The organism is Kribbella sp. CCNWLW201 (genome assembly GCF_037203805.1).
GTDB lineage: Bacteria > Actinomycetota > Actinomycetes > Propionibacteriales > Kribbellaceae > Kribbella.
Window position 1 is genome coordinate 1229208 of the sequence record NZ_JBBCBQ010000001.1, and the last position, 23194, is coordinate 1252401.

At 68.7% G+C, this 23194-nt stretch carries 30 protein-coding genes and 1 riboswitch; of the genes, 15 read left to right on the plus strand and 15 right to left on the minus strand.

The genetic code is table 11. From position 1 onward, the window contains the following. The first annotated feature begins 82 nt into the window (after positions 1-82). Positions 83-1249, plus strand: coding sequence for an MFS transporter (locus V9K99_RS05880; RefSeq protein ID WP_337322886.1), 1167 nt, complete (start codon positions 83-85; stop codon positions 1247-1249). A gap of 10 nt (positions 1250-1259) precedes the next feature. Next, entirely contained in the window at positions 1260-2192 is a 933-nt protein-coding gene (locus tag V9K99_RS05885; RefSeq protein ID WP_337000341.1) for a DMT family transporter, read from the plus strand. Here the strand turns inward: V9K99_RS05885 and V9K99_RS05890 are convergent. Next, positions 2111-2806 (minus strand): TetR/AcrR family transcriptional regulator, encoded by a 696-nt coding sequence (locus V9K99_RS05890; RefSeq protein WP_337000340.1) that lies wholly within the window; start codon positions 2804-2806, stop codon positions 2111-2113. The two genes, V9K99_RS05885 and V9K99_RS05890, sit on opposite strands and share 82 nt — an antisense overlap. Positions 2807-2852: 46 nt before the next feature. Between V9K99_RS05890 and V9K99_RS05895 the strand changes: the two genes are divergently transcribed. Beyond that, positions 2853-3764, plus strand: a complete 912-nt coding sequence (locus V9K99_RS05895) for an SDR family oxidoreductase (protein WP_337000339.1) — start codon at positions 2853-2855, stop codon at positions 3762-3764. Here the strand turns inward: V9K99_RS05895 and V9K99_RS05900 are convergent. Both V9K99_RS05900 and V9K99_RS05905 read right to left on the minus strand, forming a co-directional pair. Further along, a complete protein-coding gene (locus tag V9K99_RS05900; protein ID WP_337000338.1) occupies positions 3761-4561 on the minus strand; it encodes an MBL fold metallo-hydrolase in 801 nt (266 codons plus the stop codon). The genes V9K99_RS05895 and V9K99_RS05900 overlap by 4 nt on opposite strands. Before the next feature lie 14 nt (positions 4562-4575). Beyond that, positions 4576-5172 (minus strand): LysE/ArgO family amino acid transporter, encoded by a 597-nt coding sequence (locus V9K99_RS05905; protein WP_337000337.1) that lies wholly within the window; start codon positions 5170-5172, stop codon positions 4576-4578. 74 nt (positions 5173-5246) lie between these two features. On the opposite strand from V9K99_RS05905, the gene V9K99_RS05910 reads away from it, so the two are divergent. After that, entirely contained in the window at positions 5247-6128 is an 882-nt protein-coding gene (locus V9K99_RS05910) for a LysR family transcriptional regulator ArgP (RefSeq protein ID WP_337000336.1), read from the plus strand. A gap of 3 nt (positions 6129-6131) precedes the next feature. On the opposite strand, the gene V9K99_RS05915 is transcribed toward V9K99_RS05910, so the two are convergent. Together V9K99_RS05915 and V9K99_RS05920 are read right to left on the minus strand one after the other, a co-directional pair. Then, on the minus strand, positions 6132-6977 hold the full coding sequence (locus tag V9K99_RS05915) for an SCO6745 family protein (RefSeq protein WP_337000335.1): 846 nt from the start codon (positions 6975-6977) through the stop codon (positions 6132-6134). Beyond that, positions 6974-7480 carry a GNAT family N-acetyltransferase gene (locus V9K99_RS05920; RefSeq protein ID WP_337000334.1) on the minus strand — a complete coding sequence of 169 codons (507 nt, stop codon included), beginning with the start codon at positions 7478-7480 and terminating at the stop codon, positions 6974-6976. The genes V9K99_RS05915 and V9K99_RS05920 overlap by 4 nt, the downstream gene beginning before the upstream one ends. A gap of 72 nt (positions 7481-7552) precedes the next feature. Here V9K99_RS05920 and V9K99_RS05925 point away from each other — a divergent pair, with 72 nt between their 5' ends. Continuing rightward, positions 7553-7846 carry a hypothetical protein gene (locus V9K99_RS05925; RefSeq protein ID WP_337000333.1) on the plus strand — a complete coding sequence of 98 codons (294 nt, stop codon included), beginning with the start codon at positions 7553-7555 and terminating at the stop codon, positions 7844-7846. On the opposite strand, the gene V9K99_RS05930 is transcribed toward V9K99_RS05925, so the two are convergent. From V9K99_RS05930 to V9K99_RS05940, 3 genes are all read right to left on the minus strand, one after another. Beyond that, the gene (locus V9K99_RS05930) at positions 7836-9263 is read right to left on the minus strand and encodes an ankyrin repeat domain-containing protein (protein ID WP_337000332.1); all 1428 of its coding nucleotides are present in this window, start codon (positions 9261-9263) and stop codon (positions 7836-7838) included. The two genes, V9K99_RS05925 and V9K99_RS05930, sit on opposite strands and share 11 nt — an antisense overlap. A gap of 144 nt (positions 9264-9407) precedes the next feature. Next, a complete protein-coding gene (locus V9K99_RS05935; protein ID WP_337000331.1) occupies positions 9408-9764 on the minus strand; it encodes a YybH family protein in 357 nt (118 codons plus the stop codon). Next, the gene (locus V9K99_RS05940; RefSeq protein ID WP_337000330.1) at positions 9761-10795 is read right to left on the minus strand and encodes an amidohydrolase family protein; all 1035 of its coding nucleotides are present in this window, start codon (positions 10793-10795) and stop codon (positions 9761-9763) included. The genes V9K99_RS05935 and V9K99_RS05940 overlap by 4 nt, the downstream gene beginning before the upstream one ends. A 128-nt stretch (positions 10796-10923) precedes the next feature. Between V9K99_RS05940 and V9K99_RS05945 the strand changes: the two genes are divergently transcribed. From V9K99_RS05945 to V9K99_RS05955, 3 genes are read left to right on the plus strand one after another with little or no spacing between them, the layout of a single operon-like run. Further along, positions 10924-11343, plus strand: a complete 420-nt coding sequence (locus V9K99_RS05945) for a hypothetical protein (protein WP_337001337.1) — start codon at positions 10924-10926, stop codon at positions 11341-11343. Between the two features lie 2 nt (positions 11344-11345). After that, positions 11346-11756 carry a thiol-disulfide oxidoreductase DCC family protein gene (locus V9K99_RS05950; RefSeq protein WP_337000329.1) on the plus strand — a complete coding sequence of 137 codons (411 nt, stop codon included), beginning with the start codon at positions 11346-11348 and terminating at the stop codon, positions 11754-11756. Beyond that, entirely contained in the window at positions 11728-12396 is a 669-nt protein-coding gene (locus V9K99_RS05955) for a TetR family transcriptional regulator (protein WP_337000328.1), read from the plus strand. The genes V9K99_RS05950 and V9K99_RS05955 overlap by 29 nt, the downstream gene beginning before the upstream one ends. Here the strand turns inward: V9K99_RS05955 and V9K99_RS05960 are convergent, their stop codons facing one another. Beyond that, positions 12397-12909, minus strand: a complete 513-nt coding sequence (locus tag V9K99_RS05960) for a DinB family protein (RefSeq protein ID WP_337000327.1) — start codon at positions 12907-12909, stop codon at positions 12397-12399. A gap of 368 nt (positions 12910-13277) precedes the next feature. Between V9K99_RS05960 and V9K99_RS05965 the strand changes: the two genes are divergently transcribed. From V9K99_RS05965 to V9K99_RS05975, 3 genes are all read left to right on the plus strand, one after another. Then, complete coding sequence (locus tag V9K99_RS05965; protein ID WP_337000326.1) at positions 13278-14801, plus strand: DEAD/DEAH box helicase; 1524 nt, start codon at positions 13278-13280, stop codon at positions 14799-14801. 339 nt (positions 14802-15140) lie between these two features. After that, a complete protein-coding gene (locus V9K99_RS05970; RefSeq protein ID WP_337000325.1) occupies positions 15141-15509 on the plus strand; it encodes a DUF1304 domain-containing protein in 369 nt (122 codons plus the stop codon). Positions 15510-15551: 42 nt separating this feature from the next. Beyond that, complete coding sequence (locus tag V9K99_RS05975; RefSeq protein ID WP_337000324.1) at positions 15552-16934, plus strand: MFS transporter; 1383 nt, start codon at positions 15552-15554, stop codon at positions 16932-16934. Here the strand turns inward: V9K99_RS05975 and V9K99_RS05980 are convergent. Continuing rightward, positions 16915-17556 carry a LysE family translocator gene (locus V9K99_RS05980; RefSeq protein WP_337000323.1) on the minus strand — a complete coding sequence of 214 codons (642 nt, stop codon included), beginning with the start codon at positions 17554-17556 and terminating at the stop codon, positions 16915-16917. The two genes, V9K99_RS05975 and V9K99_RS05980, sit on opposite strands and share 20 nt — an antisense overlap. Positions 17557-17694: 138 nt before the next feature. Further along, positions 17695-17760: riboswitch (cobalamin riboswitch) on the plus strand. A 52-nt stretch (positions 17761-17812) separates the two neighbouring features. On the opposite strand from V9K99_RS05980, the gene V9K99_RS05985 reads away from it, so the two are divergent. The 4 genes from V9K99_RS05985 (at position 17813) to V9K99_RS06000 (ending at position 19756) form a co-directional block, all read left to right on the plus strand. Beyond that, positions 17813-18010: a CbtB domain-containing protein gene (locus V9K99_RS05985; RefSeq protein ID WP_337000322.1), complete on the plus strand. Its 198-nt coding sequence runs from the start codon at positions 17813-17815 to the stop codon at positions 18008-18010. A 4-nt stretch (positions 18011-18014) separates the two neighbouring features. Next, positions 18015-18758, plus strand: a complete 744-nt coding sequence (locus tag V9K99_RS05990) for a CbtA family protein (protein WP_337000321.1) — start codon at positions 18015-18017, stop codon at positions 18756-18758. Further along, on the plus strand, positions 18755-19306 hold the full coding sequence (locus V9K99_RS05995; protein ID WP_337000320.1) for a histidine phosphatase family protein: 552 nt from the start codon (positions 18755-18757) through the stop codon (positions 19304-19306). The genes V9K99_RS05990 and V9K99_RS05995 overlap by 4 nt, the downstream gene beginning before the upstream one ends. 66 nt (positions 19307-19372) lie before the next feature. Beyond that, entirely contained in the window at positions 19373-19756 is a 384-nt protein-coding gene (locus V9K99_RS06000; protein WP_337000319.1) for a hypothetical protein, read from the plus strand. 4 nt (positions 19757-19760) lie between these two features. Here V9K99_RS06000 and V9K99_RS06005 read toward each other — a convergent pair whose 3' ends face one another. The 5 genes from V9K99_RS06005 to V9K99_RS06025 are packed head-to-tail and all read right to left on the minus strand — an operon-like array spanning position 19761 to position 23083. Continuing rightward, entirely contained in the window at positions 19761-20465 is a 705-nt protein-coding gene (locus V9K99_RS06005; protein WP_337000318.1) for a hypothetical protein, read from the minus strand. Positions 20466-20496: 31 nt separating this feature from the next. Continuing rightward, complete coding sequence (locus V9K99_RS06010) at positions 20497-20874, minus strand: VOC family protein (protein WP_337000317.1); 378 nt, start codon at positions 20872-20874, stop codon at positions 20497-20499. Positions 20875-20879: 5 nt separating this feature from the next. Next, the gene (locus tag V9K99_RS06015) at positions 20880-21473 is read right to left on the minus strand and encodes a class I SAM-dependent methyltransferase (RefSeq protein ID WP_337000316.1); all 594 of its coding nucleotides are present in this window, start codon (positions 21471-21473) and stop codon (positions 20880-20882) included. A gap of 37 nt (positions 21474-21510) precedes the next feature. Then, positions 21511-22362, minus strand: a complete 852-nt coding sequence (locus tag V9K99_RS06020; RefSeq protein ID WP_337000315.1) for a fumarylacetoacetate hydrolase family protein — start codon at positions 22360-22362, stop codon at positions 21511-21513. 25 nt (positions 22363-22387) lie between these two features. After that, on the minus strand, positions 22388-23083 hold the full coding sequence (locus V9K99_RS06025) for a GntR family transcriptional regulator (protein WP_337000314.1): 696 nt from the start codon (positions 23081-23083) through the stop codon (positions 22388-22390). Positions 23084-23194 lie beyond the last annotated feature (111 nt).

The window sequence follows — 23194 nt, forward strand, 5'->3', positions numbered from 1 at the left end:
GCACCTTTGACGCCCTGACCGCCTACCGAAAAGCCTGTCCAGCCGCATCGTCGCGTACGAGGCGCTACAGGACTTCATCCCGCTGTATCCGCTGTACCAGTTGCTGTTCGCCGATCACGGGTTGTCGCCTGCCCAGATCTCGATCCTGTTCGTCATCTGGTCGACGACCGCGTTCGTCCTCGAGGTGCCGTCGGGCGCCTGGGCCGACACGTACTCGCGCCGCAAGCTGCTGGTCCTCGGTGCGCTGATCAGCGCGCTCGGATACGCGGCCTGGATCACGGTGCCGTCGTTCGCCGGCTTCGCGCTCGGCTTCGTCCTGTGGGGTACGGCGTCCGCGCTGATCTCCGGCACGTTCGAGGCCTTCGTGTACGACGAGTTGGCCGCGCGCGACTGCACCGACAAGTACGCCGGGCTGCTCGGCCGGGCCAGGTCCGCCTCGCTGATCGCCAACCTGGCCGCGACTGCCTTGGCCGCACCGCTGTTCGACCTCGGCGGTTACACCCTCGCGGGCGTCGTCAGCGTCCTCAGCTGCCTGATCCAAGCCGCCGTCGCGCTGACACTCCCGGAAGCGCCACCCGTCGAGCCCGCACAGCCGGAGGAGGACGAGCCGCAACCGACGTCCACTCGGGCCGCGCTGGCCGAGTACTGGTCGATGCTGCGATCCGGTGTGACCGAGGCCTTGACCAGCCGTCCCGTCCGAAGAGCCGTGGCGCTGGTCGCGTTGCTCGGCGGCTTCCTGGCATTCGACGAGTACTTCCCGCTGCTCGCCAGAGAGGCCGGCGCGTCCACAACTGTCGTGCCTTTGCTGATCGCCGGGACTGTCGCGGCCCAGGCGATCGGCGGCGCCCTGGCGGGACCCGCGTACAAGTTGCCAGCAGCAACATTCGCGGTCGGCCTCGGAGCGACGGCGGTGCTGATCGCCTGGGGTGCGCTGAGCGGCACGGCCTGGGGATTCCTCCCGATCGCGATCGGGTACGGCGTGATGCAGCTGGTGATCGTGGTCGCGGAGGCGCGGCTGCAGGACTCGATCACCGGTCCGGCCCGAGCCACCGTGACGTCGGTGTCCGGCTTCTTCGCCGAGATCTTCGCCGTCGCGGTCTACGCGGGGTTCGCGGTCGGCTCGCTCTGGTTCAGCATGTCGATCCTGGTCGCCGCCCTGACGATCCCGGTGCTGCTGACGGCGCTCGTCGTACCGTTCGCGCTGCCGGCGCCCAAGAATTCGGTGTCCGCCGAAGTATCGGACGCTTAGCCTCGCAGGCATGAGAAAGCAGGGTGTGCTGGCTGCGGGTGCGGCAGCGGTGACGGTGGTGTTCTGGGCCTCGGCGTTCGTCGCGATCCGTCATGTCGGCCAGGAGTTCTCGGCCGGTGCGCTGTCGCTCGGCCGGTTGCTGGTCGGCAGCGTGCTGCTGGGTGCGTTCGTGTTCACCCGGCCGCGCCGTTGGCCGGCGAAGGGTGACTGGAAGTTCCTGCTGCTCTGCGGTGTGTTGTGGTTCGGCGTCTACAACCTCGCGCTGAACGCGGCCGAGCAACGCCTCGACGCCGGCACGACCGCGATGCTGGTGAACATCGGGCCGTTGCTGATCGCTCTGCTGGCCGGCGTACTTCTGCAGGAGGGCTTCCCGCGTCAGCTCGTGATCGGCAGTATCGCCGCGTTCGGTGGGGTCGTCCTGATCGGGTTGTCCTCGTCCGACGGGCGGGCCGAGACGTGGGGCGTCGTACTCTGCGTCGTCGCCGCGGCGGCGTACGCGATCGGTGTCGTTTCACAGAAGCCGTTGCTCGCCAGGCTGCCCGCGTTGGAGGTGACCTGGCTGGCCTGCGTGATCGGCACGGTCAGCTGTCTGCCGTTCGCTCCCGCACTGGTCCGGGAGTCGGCCGACGCGCGACCGTCGACCATCTGGTGGATCGTCTTCCTCGGTGCGTTCCCGACCGCGATCGCCTTCACCACCTGGGCCTATGCGTTGGCGCGGACGACAGCGGGCCGGATGGGCGCGACGACGTACCTGGTCCCGCCGCTGACGATCTTCCTCGGCTGGCTCCTGCTCGACGAAAGTCCGGCGCCGCTGGCCTATCTCGGCGGTGTGCTCTGCCTGATGGGTGTCGCGATCTCGCGCTATCGGTCGCGGGGCACCGCCGCTGCGAAGCCTGCTGTCAGCACGGTCAGCCCGGACTCGAACCCGCTGTCGAAGTCGTAGGCGAGTCCCTCCGGTCCCAACTCGCCGACCACGCGGGCCAGCGTCGGCGCTTTGCCCGCGGGCAGTCCCTGCACTCGGGCGAGCAGGTCCGGAGCCAGCTCGAACGTCTCCGCGCGGACCGCGGCCTCGCCGAGCGTGAAGCCGTGGATGAAGTCGACCAGCGTGTTCACCGACTCGAAGATCTGCCGCGGTGACAACCCGGCCCGGTCGAGCGCGCGATAGTACGGCTCCACCGTCACGACGACCACATCCGACACCGCCGACGTGTCGGACAGGACCTGCAGGGCGAGGTTCGGATGTGCCCGGAGCGCGTTGCGATAGGCCCGCGCCGCGTCCTTCAACTGCTCCTGCCACGGCACCGCGTCGCCCGGATCGGGCTGCTCCATGTCGGCGAACACCAGCTCCGCGAGCCCGGCCAGTACGGCGGCCTTGTTCGGCAGGTGGTGGTAGAGCGACATCGGGTTGACCTCGAGCGTCGAGGCGAGCCGCCGCATGGTCAGTGCGTCGATGCCCTCGTCGTCGACGATCCGCAGCGCCGCCGTCAGGATCGCCTCCCGGCTCAGCCGCTCCTGGCCGGCGCGGGGTCGGCCGGACCGCTTGCCAGCATTAATCATACGACGTATGGTACATAACCATACAACGTATGGAAAGGACACGAGCATGAAGCCGTTGGCGGGGAAGGTTGCGTTGGTGACGGGGGCGACCCGGGCGGCCGGGCGAGGGATCGCGGTCCAGCTCGGCGCGGCCGGCGCGACCGTGTACGTGACCGGGCGCAGTACGCAGGCGCGGCGGTCGGAGATGAACCGGCCGGAGACGATCGAGGAGACCGCCGAGCTGGTCGACCAGGCCGGCGGTCACGGCATCGCCGTACCGGTGGATCATCTGGACCCCGAGCAGGTCCGCGCCCTCGTCGAGCGGATCGAACGCGAACAGGGCGCGCTGCACATCCTGGTGAACGACATCTGGGGTCAGTTCGGCGAACCAGAGTGGGACAAGACCGTCTGGGAGAGCGACCTCGACAACGGGCTGCGCCTGCTCCGACTCGGTGTCGACACGCATGTGATCACCAGCCATTTCGCGTTGCCGCTGCTGATCAAGTCACCCGGCGGGCTCGTCATCGAGATGACCGACGGCACGAACGAGTACAACGCCGACAACTACCGCGTCTCGTTCTTCTACGACCTCGCCAAGGGCGCCGTCAGCCGGATGGCGTTCGCGCTCGCGCACGAACTCGACAAGTACGACGCGACCGCCGTACTGCTCTCACCTGGGTGGCTTCGGTCCGAGTCGATGCTCGAAGGATTCGGCGTGACCGAGGCCAACTGGCGGGACGCGACCGAGCGGATCCCGCACTTCGCGATCTCCGAGAGTCCGTCGTACGTCGGTCGCGCGGTGGCAGCCCTGGCCGCGGATCCCGACGTACGACGCTGGAACGGCAAGTCCACGTCGAGCGGCGAACTCGCGCAGCTCTACGGCTTCACCGACCTCGACGGAAGTCAGCCGGACGCGTGGCGCTACATCGTCGAGGTCCAAGACCCGGGCAAGCCGGCCGACACCACCGGTTACCGCTAAAGCCGGTACGGCGGGCAGACGTCGCTGCCGTCGCCGGGCGTCGCCAGTGGACGCGCGTCGGCGGACAGCGCCGCATGCGGATGCGCGGCCGCGATCGGGATCCCCGACGCGGCCGCCAACGCAAGCACTTCCCGCCGCGACGTCACAGCCCGGGCGGGATCCCGCTCGTACACATAGACGAGCTCAGGCCACCGAGCCTGCGCCGGATGCACCAGCACGTCCCCGCCGAGCACGGCCCGCTCGGTCACCACCGACTGATGCCCAGGTGTATGCCCCGGCGTCGGCACCAACCGCATCCCGCGCAACCCGACCTCACCGTCCACCACCCTGAGCTGCCCGGCCTCGACAATCGGCCGGATCATCCGCTCGTACGTCGCCCCGCCTCGCACATGCTCGAGCTCATCCCGCTGTACGACGTACTCCGCATTCCCGAACCGCGGCCGCTCACCCTCCGCACTCCACCCCACATGATCCAGATGCACATGCGTCAGCACCACGGTGTCGACGTCGCTCTCCCGAACCCCCACCTGCCCCAGCAGCGCCGGTAACCGCCCACCAACCCCCAACCACTCCGCCGCCTCCCCACCTGCCGGCCCCACCCCCGCATCAACCAGCACCACTCCGGCGTCCCCAGTCACCAGGTAGCTGTGGAAGTGCAGCCACCACCCCACGCCGCCCACATTCCCCGGCATCACCTCGGCGGTCCACTGCGAATGCTCAGCACTCCACCCAGGCAAGGCCTCCTCAACACTCTCTGGAAACACCGCCACCGCATCACACAACACCGTCACGTCCACACGGCCAGTCTGAGTCAGGGGAGGAGCATCCAGGTGGCCAGGGAGGTCATGAGGAGGGCTATGGCGGAGTCGAGGAGTTGCCAGGCTCGGGGGCGGGCGAAGAGGGGGGTGAGTTTGCGGGAGAAGAAGCCGAGGGCGAAGAACCAGGCGAAGGAGGCGGTGACGGCGCCGAGGCCGTAGAACCAGCGGCCGTCGGTGCCGCGTTGGTTGGCGAGAGAGCCGAGCAGTACGACGGTGTCGAGGTAGACGTGCGGGTTGAGGTAAGTGAAGCCTAGGCAGGTGAGCAGGACGCTGCGGAGGGCGGTGGGGGCATGGTCGGCGGGGTTGATGGAGCTGGGTTTCAGCGCGCGGCGGAAAGCGAAGGCGGCGTACAGGTAGAGGAAGGCGGCGCCGCCGTACTTGGCGATGTCGAGGGCGAGTTCGCTGCGGGTGAGCAGGGCGCCGAGGCCGGCGATGCCGCTGGAGATGAGGAGGGCATCGGACAGCGAGCAGATCAGGACCACCGGCAGGACGTGCTCGCGGCGCAGCCCCTGGCGCAGCACGAAGGCGTTCTGCGCGCCGATCGCGACGATCAGGGACAACGTGGTGGCAAAGCCGGCAAGGAGTGGCATGGGTACGACGGTAGGCAAGCTTCTCACCGTCAGACCAGCTAAAGATTCTCACGTGCCATTAGCATGGCTTCATCATGCAGATCGACTCCGCACAGCTGGACACGTTCGCGGCCGTCGTCGACGAAGGCAGTTTCGACGCGGCTGCCCGACGGCTGAACATCACGCCGTCGGCGGTGAGCCAGCGGATCAAGGCATTGGAGAGCCGGCTCGGTCAGGTCGTGGTGATGCGAGGCAAGCCCGCGCGGCCGACGGAGGCGGGTGAGGCGTTGCGACGGCTCGCGCGCCAGGTTTCGCTGCTGGAGTTGGAGGCGATCGCCGCGGTCCGCGGCCGGGCCGACACGTTGCGGTTGCCGATCGCGGTGAACGCGGACTCGCTCAACAACTGGTTCCTGCCCGCGATGCTCGATCTGACCGAGCAGCACGCAGCACAGTTCGTCGTCCATCAGGAGGACGAGGAGCACTCCGCCGAGTTCCTCCGCAACGGCACGGTGCTCGCTGCCGTGACCGCGGATCCACGGCCGGTGCAGGGCTGTCGCGTCGTACCGCTGGGCAAGATGCGGTATCTGGCGGTTGCCACGCCCGAGTACGCCGATCGCTGGCTGGTCGGGAAACCGTTGCCGGAGGCACTCGCCGAGGCGCCGATGATGGTGTTCAACAGCAAGGATCAGTTGCAGCATCGGCTGGCGCGCAAGGTGACCCGGCGGAAACTCGATCCGCCGACGCATGCGATCCCCGCGCCGGGCGGGTTCCATCAAGCCGTCCGGATCGGTCTCGGCTGGGGCATGATCGAGGATGAGGTCGCTCAGCCCGAGCTGGAAGCCGGCCGCCTGGTTGAGGTTGCCCCAGGCAAGTACATCGACGTACCGCTCTACTGGCAGCACTGGAAGCTACAGTCAGCCATCCTCGATGCCCTTACTGCAGCTGTACTGCGGGCAGCCGCGAAGGGTCTGCGCTGAGCCTCAGTCCCAGCGCATCGCCATCGGATTGTCGGGCGGGATCAGACCCGACGCCATCAGCGTCGCGCTCAACGGATGGACGAGGTCGTGGAGCTCGGCGGTCAGTTCATCGCCGAGCGCCCGCCAGCCCTGATCGGCCAACGCGTCCGTCGTGTCCTCCACCTGCAGACGGAGTTCCCGGCCGGCGACAGTGAGTCCGCCGGCTGAGTCGAGCAGGCCCCGGCTCCGCAGATCCTCCTCGGCAGCGGCCCAGTCGTCGTCGCTCCAGCGGCGATTGACCTGGAACACCTCCTTCGAAGGCCCACCCGCGGCAGAGATCGTCACGCAGGCCTGACACGGACTCAGTCCCGCACCAACCAGCGCCGCGACATGCCCGTCACCCCGCGACTCCCGCAGGATCGTCGTTGCCTGCCACAGCACGAGATGCGGTTCGTCCGGCCACTCCAACGCTGCGTTCGCCGCTGCGATCGGCCGCCCCGCGACGGGCGCCAACTCGGCCGCGCGACGAGCGATCTCCGAGGTACGACGAAGGTCCGCGTCAGGGAAGAGTCGTCGTACGGCGGAATCGACCGCGCGCAGCCGGGCGTCGAGCAACTGTGCGGGCGAGGCATGACCCCACGCATCCGGGATTGCGCGAGCCACCATGGCTGGATGGAAGTTGTAGAACACGGCCGCGACCAGTGACGGGCCGACCGGGCCAAGTGGAGCTGCGCGACAGCCGAAGTAGCTCATCCAGCCGCCGCGCAGGCCCAGCGCGTCGGTCTCGCGCCTCGTGTCCGGGGCGAAGTAGGTGATCGCGTGGTACGGCTCGAGCGACTTCCACATCCGCCGCGCCCGGTTGTCGGTCATCCGAGCGGCCGATGCATCACGTGGAGGCCGACGTACCCGTGCTTGGGGTGGTTGAACGCCCCGGGCACGGTGCCGATGATGTTGAAGCCCAGCTCCTGCCAGAGGTGTACGGCGGACTCGTTCGTCTCGACCACCGCGTTGAACTGGATCGCCAGGAATCCTTCACGAGTGGCCCAGTCGATCATGTCCTCGCAGAGCAGCCGGCCGACGCCCTTGCCGCGGGCCGCCGAGTCGACCATGAAGCTCGCACTGGCGACGTGCGACCCGGGACCCGGCCGGTTCGGGTACATGTTGGCGCTCCCCAGGACGGTGCCATCGGCATCGACCGCGACCGTGGTCCGGCTGAGCGGATCGGCCGACGGCGACATCCAGAGCGCCCGCCCCTGCTCCTCGGTGAGGTCCGGGTCATACGCATAGGTCTCACGCGCGGTGACGATCTCATGAAAGAACGGCCAAATAGCCGCCCAGTCGCCCGCGACCGCATCCCTGATCTGCACTGTCATAGTGCGAGAAGCATCACCCGTTCTGCGGAAGATGCCAAGGCGGTATCGCAGGAGCGAATAGACTTGTTGGGGATGACAAACACGGTGGTCCATGGGTTGCCGCGCTGGAGTCTGGCCGTGCCCCCGCTCGCTCTCGTCGTCCTGCTGCTGTCCTGGGGTCGTGATCTGGGCGCAGTACTGCTGATCCTGGTCTGTGCCGGTCTCGGTGCCGCCGTGATCGCGGCCGTCCACCACGCCGAAGTGCTGTTCGCGCTGACCGTGGTGACCAGCATGCTGACGCTGGCCACCGGTCGGGCGACGTTGCTGCAGGGCGCCGTACACCTGATGGTGTTCAGCGCGTTCCTGTTCCTCGCGGTCAGTCCATGACGGTCTTCAGGTAGTCGATCACTGCCTGCTGACCGCCGTGCTCGGCCCAGCCCATCGCGTTGCCGCCGTACATCGTGTCGCGGACCGTGGGATCGGCACCGAGTTCGATGAGTTTCTTCACCGTGTCGAGGTGTCCGTTGAGCGCGGGCCGGTGGATCGGTGCGGTCAGCGCCATGATGTTGAGGTCGAAGCCGAGATTCTTCAACGGTTGCAGGGCTTCGGTCCGGCCGATCTCGGCGGCCCGGATCGGCAGATACGGATTGCGCTCGACGGCTCGCGCCGCGAGGTCCGCGCTGACGTCCGGTGTCTCGCCGCGCATGATCGCGGCAAAGACCTCGTGTACGTCGTCCAGCGGTGCCGCACCGTGGGCGCGGAGCAGTTCCGCGACCTCGGTGTGTCCGTGGACGGCCGCGAGTTCGTAGGGACGGTGTCCACCGAACGCGGGATGCTCAGTGCCCGTGCCTTCGGGATCGGTGCCCTGCGCAAGGATCAGCTCGGCCCGGCGAAGCAGCCCTTGATGGGCGTCGAAGATGAGCTCGTCCTCCAGGAGTTGCTGGGGTGTCGGGTGTGCCGTCGTCATCCGCTCATGCCATGGACCGCCGTCGCCACGCCCCAACCCGTACTCGAGCAGTAGCTCCAAGTGCACCTCGTCGTACGGCGGAGGAGCGCCGGGGCCGCAGTTGTACATGGTCTGGCTGTCGTTCGGGTCGGCGCCGGCGTCCAGCAGCACCCGGGCGAGCTCGACCCGGTCGCGATGCGGCGGCTGATCGCCTTCACCACGACCGAAGACCCCGGTCAACGCAGTGAACGGCGACGGCAGGCCCTGCCACAGGTAGCCCGCGTTCGGATCCGCGCCATGCTCGAGAAGCAGTCGAGCGATCTCCACCTGATGCGGCGCATTGAGGCGACTATAGGTGAGATACAGCAACGGCTCCCACCGATACGGACCGCCCTCGGCCCTTGCCTGCAAGGGAAGCTCCGACCGTACGGCGTCCAGCTCGCCGGCCACCACCTTGGTATAGATGTTGCTCAGGGCAATCTCCGGGAAGCGGTCGAGCAGCTCCCGGGCCGAGCGTTGCCGAGCGGGATCGTCCTGCCCGTAGTGCAGTGTCGCCAGCCGGAGGAACTCGTCGGCACGCTGCTCCGGAGTGTCGATTGGGCCGCCGATCTCCTGGCGATGCGGTGACCGGCTGTACCGGTCGACCAGCTCGAGATGCCGCACGATCCGCGGCCAGCTGGCGAATCCGTAGCTCCGGGCGATCACCAACTGCGCATCGGCCAGCGACTGCACCGGATGGAACTCGTCGGCCAGCGCGACCGCTTGGGGATCGTTGTCGCGGACCTGCTTGAGCAAGGTCTTGGCCTGCTTGCGCAGGTGCTCCAGGGACGGGTCGTTCGGGAGATTCCGGGTCGGCATCGCGACCTCCTCTCTACGAGCCTGCTGTCCGCGTCGTCAGGCGAGAAAGGAGGTGAACAACTACCGCACAACTCCGTGATCAGGTGGGCTGAGCCCTTCCCGCGGACCGGTGGCACCCTGAGTGCCTACCGAAACCGTAGCCGATCAAGGCTTCTCCATCCACCACTCGACGAACTCGTGCGCGCGGTCCTTGTCGAGCCGGATCACCCACAGATTGCTGAACTCACCCGGCGGTTGGGTCAGGTACGTCGTCCAGCCGCGAACGAACCCGACGCCGTCGCCGAACCCCAGCACCTCGTACTCGAACGTGGTCTCGCCCGGCGCGTCCGCGACCTCCAGCCACGCGCTCACGATCGCGTCCCGGCCGAGCACCGGCGCCTCGTCCGGCCGGCGGTACCACGCGGCGTCCTCGGTCCACAGCGCCGCGATGTCAGCCGGATCGTTGGACTCCCACGCCTTCCGGTACTTCGCCACCCACCGATCCAGATCTTTCTCCTTCATGAGATCCGGCGGTGGTTGAGGATGACGGCGGACGGGGTTGCGAGTACGGCGGGGTGCTCGCGCGGATCGGCGTCGTACGTGACGAGATTGCCGTCGCCGGTCAGGCCGAGGAAGTCCTGCGCTCCGGTTGATGCGGCCTCGAGTGCCTGGGTGACGGTCAGGCCGTGTTGCACCAGCAGGTCGATCTCGCCGGCGACGGTCCCGACGACGTCGGATCCGGTCAGCACGCGGACGCCGTACCGATCGGCGAGCGGGAGCATCGATGCCAGGTACTCCGACTTGGCCGTCCGCCGGGCGAGCAGTTCGGGGGTGTGGGTCGGGTGCGCGCCGACGGAGGCGCAGAGTGTCGGCGTCCAGGCGCCACCCCGGGCGCCGAGGGCCTCCAGGTCCTGCTCGGTGAGCGACGTACCGTGCTCGATCGAGTCGACACCGACCCGAACCAGCTCGCTGACGATCGAGGTGTTGGTGTGGGCCGCGACCCGCGCACCCCGCGCGTGAGCGAGGTCGACGACGGCCTGGATCACGTCGCTCTCGTACGTCTGCGCCACCACACTGCCGCGGATCGGGCCGTCCGGGCCGACCTCCGGGAAGTCGCCGACGAGCTTGAGCCAGGTCGCGCCGTCGGCGATCTCCGCCTCGACCGCCGCGAGCAGGTCCTCCGGCTCGACCGGGTCGTACATCCCGGCGAAGTAGCGGCCGGGCGGTGCGAGGAAACGGCCGGCCGCGAGTACGAGTGGGCGGCTGTCGTCCTCGGTGGTCGCGAGCTTGAGGGTGATCTCGCGGTCGCCGCCGACGTCCCGTAGCGCGCTGACCCCGGCGTTCGCGAGCTCGTCGAGCCGCTCGTCGGCGAAGTCGGCGCCGAACATCCGTGGTCCGTTCTCGCCCGGTCCCATGGTCAGGTGGCAGTGCGAGTCCACCAGCCCCGGTACGCCGAACCGGCCGGGCAGCGCCTCGGCGTCACCAGAGCCGAACACCAGGCGCGCGCCGGACGCGGCCGGCAGAACGGTTCCCTCGAAGACCCACGTCGTCATGTCCGCCATCCTGCCGCAGCACGAGACCCAGCTCACGTCTTCCGCTACTTGAACATGTTCAAAAGTCGGTCGTAGGCTCCAGCTGTGACTAAATTTGAACGTGTTCAAATTGTGAGGACGTGGTGAGCATGACGGTGGCGACGTACCTGATCTACCTGCTGATCGCGGTGCCGCTGACGATCTGGGTGGCCCGCACGCTGAGCCGGAACGGCCGGATCTTCCTGGTCGACGTGTTCCAAGGGAACGAGGACTTCGCCGACGCGGTGAACCGGCTGCTTGTGGTCGGGTTCTACCTGGTCAATCTCGGGTTCGTGACGCTGTTCCTGCGCAGCGACGCCGCGGTGCTGGACGCCCGCGGGGTGTTCGAGCAGCTGAGCGTGAAGCTCGGCATCGTGATGCTGGTGCTGGGTGGACTGCACCTGGTGAATGTCTGGGTCTTCAACGCCATCCGCCGCCGTAGCCGGATCGAGGAGATGACCACGCCACCGGTGCCGCCGAACCACGTCCTGCCGGCCGGAACCGAACCGTCTGTGCACCTCGGTTACTGATCATGCGCGAGTTGACCGTCCTGTACGACGCGCAGTGTGGCCTGTGCCGCCGGTTCAAGGAGTGGCTGGCGGTACAGCGGCCGGCGTCGAACGGGCAGGGTGGGGTGGTGCGGCTGAGATTCGTCGCGGCGGGGTCGACGTATGCGCGGGCGCTCTACCCCGACCTGGACCACGCGGCCACACTGCGCGAGGTGACGGCGGTCGCGGACGACGGGTCCGTGTACGTCGGCGACCGGGCGTGGATCGTGTGCCTGTGGACCACGGGGGAGCACAGGCACACCGCCGTACGACTGGCGAGTCCGGCCCTGCGGCCGGTGGCGCGGGCAATGGTCCAGGCGGCTGCGGGACTGAGGCGCTTGAGTGGAGGTGACTACGCTGACCGATGTGACGGAGAGTGCGACCTCCAAGGGTGAGCAGACCCGGGAGCTGATCCTGTCCACCGCGCTGCGGTTGTTTCGCCAGCAGGGATACGGCAAGACCACGATGCGCGCGATCGCCACCGAGGCGGGCGTATCGGTCGGCAACGCGTACTACTACTACAGCTCCAAAGAGCATCTGATGCAGGCGTACTACGACCACCTGCAGGACCAGCACCGGGAGGCGGTCGAGTCGATTCTGGCGGCGGAGAAGTCGTTCGTGCCGCGGATGACCGGCGTACTGCGGGCCTGGCTCGAGGTGTCGGCGCCGTACCACGAGTTCGCCGGGACGTTCTTCAAGACCGCGGCGGAACCGAAGAGCCCGCTGTCGCCGTTCAGTGAGCAGTCCCGGCCGGCCCGGGAGGCGAGTGTCGAGATCTTCCGACGGGTGATCGACGGCTCGGACCTCAAGTTGCCGGCCGATCTGAAGGCGGAGCTGCCCGAGCTGCTGTGGCTGATGCAGATGGGGATCGTACTGTTCTGGGTGCACGACGACAGCGCGGATCTGCGCCGGACCAAGGCGTTGATCGACCGCTCGGTGCCGCTGGTCGACCGGTTGCTGCGGCTGACCCGGATCCCGGGTGTCCGGGGTGTGGTGAACGACATCGTCGGCCTGATCCGCTCGATCAAACGCTGACTACTCGCCGGTGAGGCCGTCGATCCGCTCGCGGAGGAAGTCGGCGTGGCCGTTGTGGCGGGCGTACTCCTCGATCAGGTGGATGTAGAGGTAGCGCACCGAGTAGTCGCCGTCGTGGCCCGGTCGCAGGAAGGTGTCGTCGAGGTCGTAGCGAGCGGCGATCTCGTCGGAGGCCTTGACGATCTGGCGGAAGTCCTTGACGTCCTGCTCGGCCTGCCCCGGATCCACCAGGTCGAAGTCGCCGTCGGGATGCTCGGCGGTCCAAAACTTCGGTTCGGCCGGGAGTTGGGCCAGCGCGCGATGGAACCAGTACTTCTCGACCTCGGTCAGGTGCCGGATCAGCCCGAGCAACGACATGCTGGACGGTTCGACGCTGCGCTGGACCAACTGGTCACCGGTCAGGCCGGAGATCTTCCACAGCAGCGTGCCGCGGTGGTAGTCGAGGAAGCCTTGGAGGAGTTCGCGTTCGCCTGCGGCTGTGGGGGGATCCACCCGTGATTCCGTCGTCGTCACGTACTGAACCTAGCCGGTGTGACGTGTCTCCCGGGCAGGATTGACAAAGGATTGGCCCCCGGTGCCGTAGACTGCCTGTGACGGCCCGCCCAGTTCTGCCTCGGGCCGGTGAGCGCAAACACGTTGCGCCAGCAGTCGACTACCACGCGCCGCGGCCGCCAATGGCCGCGCCGGGCAGGACGACCCCCCGACATTTGGAGTACTGCATGGCGGTCCGCCGCCCCACGTCCACATCCCCGCAATCCGCTCAATCCGCGTCCGGTTCCCGGTCGCGCCCGCGTCGCCGCCGTACCTCCAACGGTGCGGCCAATCCGCCGGCGAATGTTGCTAAGAGCAACAACGCGGCCACGTACGAAGAGGTCGCGCCGATGGTTGTCCCGGACAACCTTACGTTCGCGGACCTCGGCGTACCGGCCTCGCTGGTGTCGGCGCTGGCTGTCACCGGAGTGACCAAGCCGTTCCCGATCCAGGCGGCGACGCTGCCGGATTCGCTGGCCGGCAAGGATGTTCTCGGTCGCGGCCGGACCGGCTCCGGCAAGACGTACGCCTTCGTGCTGCCGGTCCTGGCCCGGCTCGCCGTGAGCCGCTCGAAGCGCCGGGCGAACCATCCGCGGGCGCTGATCCTGGCTCCGACCCGCGAGCTGGCGACCCAGATCCAGGCGTCGATCACGCCGCTGACCGACGCGCTCGACCTGCGCACCATGACCATCTTCGGCGGCGTCGGCCACGGCCCGCAGATCACCGGTCTGCGCAAGGGCGCCGACATCGTGGTCGCCTGCCCCGGCCGGCTCGAGGACCACCTCAAGGCCGGTCACGTGAAACTCGACGCGGTCGAGATCACCGTGCTCGACGAGGCCGACCACATGGCCGACCTCGGCTTCCTGCCCGCCGTACGGCGGATCCTCGAGGCGACCCCGTCCGGTGCCCAGCGGCTGCTGTTCTCAGCCACGCTGGACGCCGGTGTCGACGTACTCGTGCAGCGCTTCATGACCGATCCGGTCACGCACAGCGTCGACTCGGCCCAGTCGCCGGTCTCGAAGATGACCCACCACGTGCTGCACGTCCAGACCGACAGCCGGCTGCCGGTGCTCGTCGACCTGACCGCGGCGCCCGGCCGGACGCTGGTGTTCACCCGGACGAAGTACGGCGCGAAGTCGCTCACCAAGAAGCTGATCGCCCAGGGCGTCCCGGCCGTCGAGTTGCACGGCAACCTGTCCCAGGGTGCCCGGACCCGGAACCTCGAGGCCTTCGGCAACGGTACGGCGAAGACGCTGGTGGCGACCGACATCGCGGCCCGCGGCATCCACGTGGACGACGTCACGCTGGTGATCCACGCCGACCCGCCGATCGAGCACAAGGCGTACCTGCACCGCTCCGGCCGTACCGCTCGCGCGGGCGCCGAGGGCACCGTCGTCACGCTGATGACCGACGACCAGGTCCGGGACGTCCGCGACCTCACCCGCAAGGCCGGTATCGCGGCGAAGGTCACCAAGCTCACCACCGGTGATCCGCTGCTGACCGAGCTGGCCCCCGGCGAACGCATCTTCGTCGAGCCACCGGTCAGGGCTGCACAGCCGGAACGCGACAACGTGTCCGCGGGTCGTGGATCAGGTCGAGGCAGCCGTCGTCGCGGCGGCGCCCAGGCAGGCGGCCAAGGCTCCGGTCAACGGGCCGGCGGTCAGCGCTCTGGTGGTCAACGGTCCGGTGGTCAGCGGTCCGGTGAGGCCGGTGCCGCCAAGGCTGGTCGTCCGGCGCGCGGTGGCGGTCGCTCGAAGTCCGCAAGCACGCCGAAGTCCTACAGCACGAGCACGCCAGGCTCCAGCACGCGCACAGCCGGAGCCGCCGCGTTCTCCGCCGGCTCCCGCGCCGGCGCCTCCCGCCGAGGTCGCTGACAGCGTTAGGCAACGTTTGAAAGGCCCAGTCAGTCCGACTGGGCCTTTCGCGCGGCCGGCGATCGTGCTGTGGACACCTCATGGGTTGGGTAGGCGTGCCGAGCTGCTTCCCGAAATCTCAACCACCACAGGGGTTTCGCTGGTCGCGGCGGCTGAAGCGCATCACGCGACCGGCGCACCGATCGCGGTGCATCACGAACCTCCGCCCACGGATCGAGCGCCGGCTCGGGGTCGACGTGGCCGACGCGATCTTCGTTGGCAATCCGTCCCGGGCCTTCGACTGGAGCAGGTGACGGCGGGTCGCGGGGTGGGGACGCTCGGCGGCTGTACCTTTCCCGCATGAGCGTGATTGCACAGGTCTTCGTGGTGGTGGCTGGGGTCTTTCATCTGGCGGTGTTTGCGATGGAGAGCCTGTTGTTTCGGAAGCCGAGCACGTACAGGCGGTTCCTGGTGAAGGACGAGGCGGAGGCCGCGGTCGCGCGGCCGTGGGCGTTCAACCAGGGGTTCTACAACCTGTTCCTGGCTCTCGGGGCGCTCGGCGGGCTGATCTGGGGTGGCGACAAGGGTGAGGCGATCGCCCTGTTCGCCTGCGCCTGTATGGCGGGTGCCGGCATCGTGCTGGTCGCCTCCGACCGCCGGATGGTCCAGGCGGCGGCAGCGCAGGCCGGTCCGCCGATCGTCGCGCTGGTGCTCGCCGCAGTTCTCTGAGCGGTTGACTTAAAGTCCACTTGATGTCCGAGGGTTCTCGGCATGACGACAACAGCCGAGCCCTCGATCGATCAGGGCACCCCGTCCGGTGGCGTACTGGCGCCGCAGTACCGCGCTCTGACGATCGGGATGGTCGCGCTGATCACCCTGGTCGCGTTCGAGGCCCTGGCCGTGACGACCGCGATGCCGACCGTCGCCCAGGCGCTCGACGGCTTGTACCTGTACGCGCTCGCGTTCGGTGGACCACTCGCCTCCGCGGTGGTGGCGATGGTGGTCTCCGGCACCTGGAGCGACCTCAAGGGCCCCACCCGGCCGCTCTGGCACGGGACCGCCTGGTTCCTGGCCGGCCTGATCATCGCCGGGCTGGCGCCGACGATGGAGGTTCTCGTCGTCGGCCGCATCATCCAGGGCTTCGGCTCGGGCCTGCTGACGGTCGCTCTGTACGTCGTGGTCGGGCAGCTGTATCCGGCCAGGCTGCGCCCCCGCATCTTCGCCGCGTTCGCCACCGGCTGGGTGGTTCCCTCGCTGGTCGGCCCCGCGATCGCCGGTCTGATCGTCGAGCACACCAACTGGCGGATCGTGTTCCTCGCGGTCCCGGCCATCGCGATCCCGGCGGCGCTGGTGATGCGCCCGGGCCTGGCTCGGGGCAACGCCCAGAAAGCACGCCCCGGGCGACTGTGGGACAAGCGGGCGCTCTGGGCGGTTGCGGCCGCAGCCAGTGTTCTCCTGCTCCACTACGGCGGCCAGCAGCACGGCGTACTCCAGCTCGTCCTGCTCGCCATCGGCCTGGCCGGCGTCGTCGCGTTCGCTCCGAAGCTCCTGCCCAGCGGCACCTTCATCTTCAGGCCGGGCCTGCCGTCGGTCGTCGCGCTCCGCGGCCTGGTCGCCGCCGCCGGTTTCGGCGCCGAGGTGTTCCTCCCGCTGATGCTCACCCGGGAACGCGGCCTGTCCCCGGCGCTCGCCGGCCTGGTGCTGACCGTCAGCGCGCTGAGCTGGACCGCCGCCTCGTGGTACCGCGGCCGGCCGAACCAGCCGTTCTCCCACGCGGTCTTCCTGCAGGCGGGCATGGTCGCGATCCTGCTCGGCATCGTCACCGCGGCCTTGACCCTGAACGAGAACGTCCCGGTCGTCGTCGGCATCGTCGGCTGGAGCCTCACCGGTCTGGGGATGGGTACGGTCTTCCCGACCCTGTCGGTGCTCGTACTCGAGTACTCCGAGCGGGACGAGCAGGGCGCGAACAGCTCCGCGCTGCAGCTCAGCGACTCGTTGTCCACCGCAACGGTCCTGGCCGTCGGCGGATCCCTCTTCGCCGCGCTCGAGCCGCGCTCCGCGATGACCGCCTACCTGGTCGCCTTCGGACTCCCGGCTCTGCTCGCGCTGCTCGGCGTACAGGCTGGCCGGCGTACTACTCCTTCGAGCCTGTGACGGCGATGCTCGCACCGAGGCCGATGATCATCAGGCCGCCGGTGCCGCCGACCAGCTCGAGCCGACGGGGTGAGCGGGCGAACCACTCGCGCGCGGTGCCGGCGACCAGGGCCCAGACGCTGTCCGAGACGAGGGCGATCAGGATGAAGATCAGGCCGAGCAGCAGGATCTGAACCCACGCCGGGCTGCTCGCGCTCTGGTCGACGAACTGCGGCAGGGCGGCGGCGAAGAAGACCGCCGTCTTGGCGTTGGTGACCCCCACCAGGAACCCCTGGCGCATCGTCTTGCGGCTGTTGCCCGGCTTCACCCCACTGGTCATCGCCGCGACCAGGGACTTCCGGGTGCGGAAGGCGTGCACGCCGAGATAGATCAGGTACGCCGCTCCCGCCAGCTTCACCACGGTCAGGGCGATCGCGCTGGCGGCGATCAGGGTGCCGAGGCCGAGGGCGACCGCGACGAGCATGACGGCGGCGCCGATGGTGTTGCCGACCATCGTCAGCACCGCCTCACGCCGTCCGACGGCCAGTGCGCGACCGACGATGAACAGCACGCTCGGACCGGGGACGACGATGATGATGAACGCGGTGATGGCGAACGCGAGGAGGTGCTGAGCGGACGGCATCTCCTCAGGGTAGGTGCCGGATCGCCGGAGCGCAGCGGAGATTCCGCCGGGTGGGATACGTCACCGCCACGCCGTAGCGCGTTGACCCGTGGAGAACCCCGCCGCTACGGTTCGGGGGACAACCTGCGGTGCCATGAGGGAAGCCGGTGCAAGTCCGGCACGGCCGCGCCACTGTGAGCGAGCACTGCTCGTGAGTCAGGACGCTCGGGTACCAGCAGCCTTTCGAAGGGGACGCGCACTTCCCCAGGAGGTTCAGATGGCAGCTCCTGCCCGCACTCTCGCCGTACCGGCCGTTTCATCCCGTCTGCTCGCTGTGGCGCTGCTCAGCGTCGGCCTGCTGCTTCTGCTCGGCTATCTGGTCGCCTTCGACCAGGGCGCCGTGTCTCAGTCGGGCATGTACCTGCACGAGCTGATGCACGACGGTCGCCACCTGCTCGGCGTGCCCTGCCACTAGACCTATGCGCACCTTCGGATCGCTCCTGGTGCGCGGACTGATCGTCGGACTCTTCGCCGGCCTGCTGGCCGGAGCCTTCGCGTACACGATGGGCGAACCGCACATCGATGCCGCGATCGCGATCGAGGAAGCCGGCGCCGCGCACACCCACGACCATGGCGATGCTGCTTCGGAAGAAGAAGCGCCACTCGTCTCCCGCGACGGCCAGCGCGCCGGACTCTTCCTCGCCACCACCTTGTACGGCGTCACCCTCGGCGGGATCTTCGCCGTCGGATTCACCCTGCTCCGGCGCAGGCTGCGGACCGGCAACGACTCGTACGCCGCGCTGGGGCTGGCCGCGGCCGGGTTCCTCGGGATCGTGCTCGTGCCGTTCCTGAAGTACCCGCCCAACCCGCCGGCGGTCGGCGACCCGGAGACGATCACCCGCCGTACGGTCACCTACCTGCTGACCCTGGTGATCGGCCTGCTCGCGGTCTGGGCCGGTGTCGCCGCGTCCCGTTGGGCGGCTCGGTACGGCGATCTCGCTCGGCTGGCCGGTGGTGTCGGCGCCTTCCTCGTGACGATCGTGGCGGCGTACCTGATCCTGCCCTCGATCAACGAGGTTCCGGGGTCGTTCCCCGCTACGCTGCTGTGGCAGTTCCGGTTCGCCTCACTCGGTACGCAGGCGACACTGTGGCTCCTCCTCGGTTTCGGGTACGCCGCCGCAGTGGACCGCCGGCTGTCCCGACAGAAGGTGGTTGCCGCTTGATCGCGCTCACGCTGGTCGCCCATGCCCTGACCCCCGCACTTCGCGGCCTCGTGCTCGGTGGTGACGCGGAGCCGGACCCGGCGAGTCTGTCGGCTGCTCGTGAGCTCAAGCTCGAGGCCGATGCGGTGTACGCCGGGCCGGAGCAGGCCGCCGTACGCACGGCTGAGGCGCTCGGGCTGACCGCGGTGGTCGAGCCGGCGTTGCGGGACCGGGAGTACGGCGACTGGGCCGGCCGCGAGCTCGAGGAGTTGCTGGCCGCCGAGCCGGAGCGGGTGGCCGCCTGGCTCGAGCGGCCACACGCCGCCACACCGGGCGGGGAGACCGAGAACGACGTACTCACCCGGGTCGCGGACTGGCTCGGCGACCTCGGTCAGGACCCCGACGACCGCCGTACCGTCGTGGCCGTCGTCCACCCGGCGGTGGTACGCGCGATCGTGCTGTACGTCCTCGACGCGCCGGCCGAGTCCCTGCGGCATGTGGACGTCCGACCCCTCGCCACAGTCACGCTGTCGCTCCACGAGGGCTCCTGGTCACTCGCCTTCCGTTAGAGCGGATCGGCGGGCGAATCGCGGCATGGCGTCGCGATAGTTGCGGGCAAGGTGTATGACGGGGTTGTGACGCTCACCGAAGCCCGGAACTTCCTCCGCTCGGAACTGCTCGCGGTCGCGGCCATCGTCGTCCCGGACCAGACACCCGCGGTGACACAGGATGTCGGCCCGGCGAGCCAGGGTGCGCTGTCCGACGACCGCGGTCCGGAGTCGGTCTGCACGATCACGGTCGAGACCGGCGAGCCCACCTCCCCGGATCCGGAGGCGCTGATCAGCTTCGCCGCCGAGACCCTGGAGGCCCGCGGCTGGAAGGTCGAGACCGAGCCCGCGGCGGACGGCAAGTACCGCGTCCTCGCCCGCCGCGACGGCTACGACCTCACCGTCGACGCCCGCAGCACCGACTGGCGCATCACCTTCACCGGCCAAACCCCGTACGTCGACGATCTCTGAGGACTCAGCCGGCCCGCCACCACACCTCGGCCTCGGTGCTGGGGAACAGGCCTCCGCCGAGCACGACCCGGAACGGGTTCGCGCCGATCACCGCCCAGGAATGCCTGCTGTACTGCGCCGGGAAGTCCTCGCGCACCGCCAGCGCGAACAGGTCGTCGAACGCATCGGACAGCAACGGGCTGACGTCCGGGCCGATCGCGTCGTAGGCGCCGGTGCGGAGATGCGTCGCGAGCGCATCCAGGTCGACGGCATCCAGCAGAGCGCCTGCGGCCGGGTCCTGGGTCCGGATCAGGTCCGCCACCTGGACGCAGACCGAGCGCAGGCTGCCGTCGACCTTTACGACGGCGGGCAGGGTGCTTATGGCTGCGACCAGATCGCCCGGGTCCTGGCTGGGCAGTCGTTTCGCCTTCCCCAGGCAGTACGGCACGAACTGCGGGAACTGCATCAGATCGGCTGCGCTGGCAACGCGCAACCAGAACTCGACCGGCAGTTGATCGTCCAGCCCGTTCTCCTCCGCCCAGACACCGATGTAGTGCAGGGTGTCCATCCAGAAGTGAAAGGTCTGGTCCTCGGCGAGTTCGGCCAAGTCGTCGGCCTGCTTGCTTCCGGCCAGTACGTCGGCCGGCACGAGGGCGGTTGCCGCGGTCAACTGCTGGTGCAGATTGCCCGCCGGGAACTCCAGGTCTCTGGTCAACCATTCGGGATACATCCGGCAGATCCTTGCAGCCCGGAGGGTCGGACTAGCTGGTTGCGGCGCGCTCGGCGGCGCTGCGGAGGACGCAGAATTCGTTGCCTTCGGGGTCGAGCATGGTGACCCAGCCGGTGCCGTCGGGCTCGCGCCGGTCGTACGCGATGGTGGCGCCGAGGGTGAGCAGCCACTCGACCTCCTCGTCCCGGGGTCCGTCCGGCTCGAGGTCCAGGTGGACGCGGTTCTTGACCGCCTTCTCGTCGTTGTTCTGCTCGAACAGCAACGTCATCGAGTCAGTCACGACAGCGGCGTACGGGTCGCCGGGCTCGTCGTCGTCAGGTCGCGGCGCCTTCAGCACCTGCAGCCAGAACCCGGCCAGCTCGTACGGGTTGTGTGCGTCGAAGGTCACGGTGCGAACGCGCGAAGTCATGGGCATCACTTCCGGAACAAGAGGCGGGCGTCGGGCACGACAGTATCCGGGTACGGCGTGAAGCCGGCGGAGATCGCGATCTCGGTGAGGGCGGCCGGCGTCCACCGGTGGACGTGGATGTTCATCGGATGGCCGCCGTACCCGGAGGTCTTGTGGGTGGATTCCTCGCCGACGTGGAAGCCGACCATCAGGACGCCACCAGGAGCGAGCACCCGATGGAACTCGGCCAAGGCCTGGGGGACCACGTCCCGCGGCAGGTGGATGATCGACCACCAGGAGATGACGCCGCCGAGCTCGCCGTCCGGCAACTCCAGCGCCGTCATCGACCCGACCTGGTAGTCCGGGCCCGGATGGTCGCGCCGGGCGATCTCGATCATGCCCGGGGACAGGTCGATGCCGATCACGGACAGCCCGCGCTCCTGCAGGAGAGCGGCCAACCGCCCCGGCCCGCAACCGACGTCGAGGACCGGTCCCGAGGCCAGCCTCGCGAACAGGTCGAGGCACTCCGGCTCGTCGTCCGCGCCGTCCTTCACGAGTTCGGCGTACGAGGGCGCGACGGTGTCATACGAGGTCCGGATGTCGTCCAGGAAATCAGTCACCCGGCCGACCCTAAGACCGGCCGGGGACAGTTTTCGGTCAGGCCTTGCCGAGGGATTGCTTCTGCTTGCCGAGACCCTGGATCTCCAGCTCCATCGTGTCGCCTGGGGCCAGGTACGGGAACCGGCCGGACAGCGCGACCCCCTCCGGGGTGCCGGTGTTGACGATGTCGCCCGGGCTCAGCGTCATGTACTGCGACAGGTCCCGGATCAGCGCCGCCACCGAGAAGATCATGTCCCGGGTGTTCGAGGCCTGGCGCGGCTCGCCGTTCACCCACGACTTGAGGTCGAGGTTCTGTACGTCGCCGACCTCGTCCGCCGGAACCAGCGCCGGGCCGAGCGGGTTGAAGGTCTCGCAGCACTTGCCCTTCGACCACTGCCCGCCGGACTGCTCGATCTGGAAGGCCCGCTCGGACACGTCGTTCGAGACGGCGTACCCGGCGACGCAGGCGAGTGCTTCCTCGTCGGAGTCGACGTACCGGGCCTCCTTGCCGATGACGACAGCGAGCTCGACCTCCCAGTCGGTCTTGGTCGCCCCACGGGGCACGAGCACCTCGTCGTACGGGCCGACGACGGTGTTCGGGTGCTTGAAGAAGACGATCGGCTGCTTCGGCGGCTCGGCACCGGACTCGGCCGCGTGGGCGGCGTAGTTCTGGCCGATGCAGACGACCGCGGCCGGGCGTGCGATCGGGGCGCCGACCCGCAGGCCCTCGACGTCGACGGCCGGGAGTTCACCGGCTTCCAGCGCGGCGCGGGCACGGGCGATGCCGTCGGAGGAGAGGAAGGCGCCGTCGATGTCGGCGGTGATCGGGCTCAGGTCGTGAACGGTGCCGTCGGCGGCGCGCACGTACGGGCGCTCCTCGCCGACCGCGCCGAGGCGCAGCAGTTCCACAGGTATCTCCCTGGATGAGGACGGATCACTCTTTGTCGAACATCGGCCGCAACCGGGCCCGGGAGGCCTCGATATGCGCCCGCATCGCGGCGGCCGCTTCAGCCGGGTCACCCTTGCGGACCGCGGTCACCACCGTCTTGTGCTCACGCAACGCCTTCGTCGCGATGCCGCCACCGTAGTACAGCCGGAACAGGTGCAGGTGGCAGTGTGTCCGCGCAAAGGACAGCCGGGCCGTCTCGTTGCCGGACAGCTCCAGGACCAGGTCGTGGAACCGCTGGTCGTGCGCCGCCATCGCCCGGTAGCTCTCGTACGCCGGTCTGTCCGGTACGTCGGTGTAGCTCAGCATCTCGGCCTTGAGCCGGGCCAAGTCCTCGGTGCTGGCTCGCTCGGCGGCGCGACCGGCCGCCCACGGCTCGATGTGCAGCCGGTACTCGAACAGGTCCTCGAACTCGGCCACGGTCAGCCGGGACGAGACCCGGTATCCCCGCAGCGGCTCCTTGATCACCAGGCCGTCCGACTCCAGCCGCGCCAGCGACTCCCGGATCGGGGTCTGCGAGATACCCAGCTCACGGGTCAGCGCGTCGATGTTGAGCCGGGTGCCCGGCTCGACCACGCTGTCCATGATCAGGCCCTTGACCGTCTCGTAGACGTCGTCACTCAGTACCTGTCGCTGGGGCAGACGCGTGAGCTGCCCCGCCAGACCCACATGTGCATCCGTCACTGTCGCTCCTCCCGAAGCCCTATTCTGCCCGACTCGCTGACGAGCCTTGACGGCTCCAGTGTGAAGCGGCAGCATCAGGTTCGCAATATCCTATAGGATCTGGAGCCGCCC

Coding starts and splice junctions, on each gene's coding strand:
- V9K99_RS05885 (WP_337000341.1), top strand. CDS start 1,260: ATGAGAAAGCAGGGTGTGCTGGCTGCGGGTGCGGCAGCGGTGACGGTG.
- V9K99_RS05890 (WP_337000340.1), bottom strand. CDS start 2,806: ATGATTAATGCTGGCAAGCGGTCCGGCCGACCCCGCGCCGGCCAGGAG.
- V9K99_RS05895 (WP_337000339.1), top strand. CDS start 2,853: ATGAAGCCGTTGGCGGGGAAGGTTGCGTTGGTGACGGGGGCGACCCGG.
- V9K99_RS05905 (WP_337000337.1), bottom strand. CDS start 5,172: ATGCCACTCCTTGCCGGCTTTGCCACCACGTTGTCCCTGATCGTCGCG.
- V9K99_RS05910 (WP_337000336.1), top strand. CDS start 5,247: ATGCAGATCGACTCCGCACAGCTGGACACGTTCGCGGCCGTCGTCGAC.
- V9K99_RS05915 (WP_337000335.1), bottom strand. CDS start 6,977: ATGACCGACAACCGGGCGCGGCGGATGTGGAAGTCGCTCGAGCCGTAC.
- V9K99_RS05920 (WP_337000334.1), bottom strand. CDS start 7,480: ATGACAGTGCAGATCAGGGATGCGGTCGCGGGCGACTGGGCGGCTATT.
- V9K99_RS05925 (WP_337000333.1), top strand. CDS start 7,553: ATGACAAACACGGTGGTCCATGGGTTGCCGCGCTGGAGTCTGGCCGTG.
- V9K99_RS05930 (WP_337000332.1), bottom strand. CDS start 9,263: ATGCCGACCCGGAATCTCCCGAACGACCCGTCCCTGGAGCACCTGCGC.
- V9K99_RS05935 (WP_337000331.1), bottom strand. CDS start 9,764: ATGAAGGAGAAAGATCTGGATCGGTGGGTGGCGAAGTACCGGAAGGCG.
- V9K99_RS05940 (WP_337000330.1), bottom strand. CDS start 10,795: ATGACGACGTGGGTCTTCGAGGGAACCGTTCTGCCGGCCGCGTCCGGC.
- V9K99_RS05945 (WP_337001337.1), top strand. CDS start 10,924: ATGACGGTGGCGACGTACCTGATCTACCTGCTGATCGCGGTGCCGCTG.
- V9K99_RS05950 (WP_337000329.1), top strand. CDS start 11,346: ATGCGCGAGTTGACCGTCCTGTACGACGCGCAGTGTGGCCTGTGCCGC.
- V9K99_RS05965 (WP_337000326.1), top strand. CDS start 13,278: ATGGTTGTCCCGGACAACCTTACGTTCGCGGACCTCGGCGTACCGGCC.
- V9K99_RS05970 (WP_337000325.1), top strand. CDS start 15,141: ATGAGCGTGATTGCACAGGTCTTCGTGGTGGTGGCTGGGGTCTTTCAT.
- V9K99_RS05975 (WP_337000324.1), top strand. CDS start 15,552: ATGACGACAACAGCCGAGCCCTCGATCGATCAGGGCACCCCGTCCGGT.
- V9K99_RS05980 (WP_337000323.1), bottom strand. CDS start 17,556: ATGCCGTCCGCTCAGCACCTCCTCGCGTTCGCCATCACCGCGTTCATC.
- V9K99_RS05985 (WP_337000322.1), top strand. CDS start 17,813: ATGGCAGCTCCTGCCCGCACTCTCGCCGTACCGGCCGTTTCATCCCGT.
- V9K99_RS05990 (WP_337000321.1), top strand. CDS start 18,015: ATGCGCACCTTCGGATCGCTCCTGGTGCGCGGACTGATCGTCGGACTC.
- V9K99_RS06005 (WP_337000318.1), bottom strand. CDS start 20,465: ATGTATCCCGAATGGTTGACCAGAGACCTGGAGTTCCCGGCGGGCAAT.
- V9K99_RS06010 (WP_337000317.1), bottom strand. CDS start 20,874: ATGACTTCGCGCGTTCGCACCGTGACCTTCGACGCACACAACCCGTAC.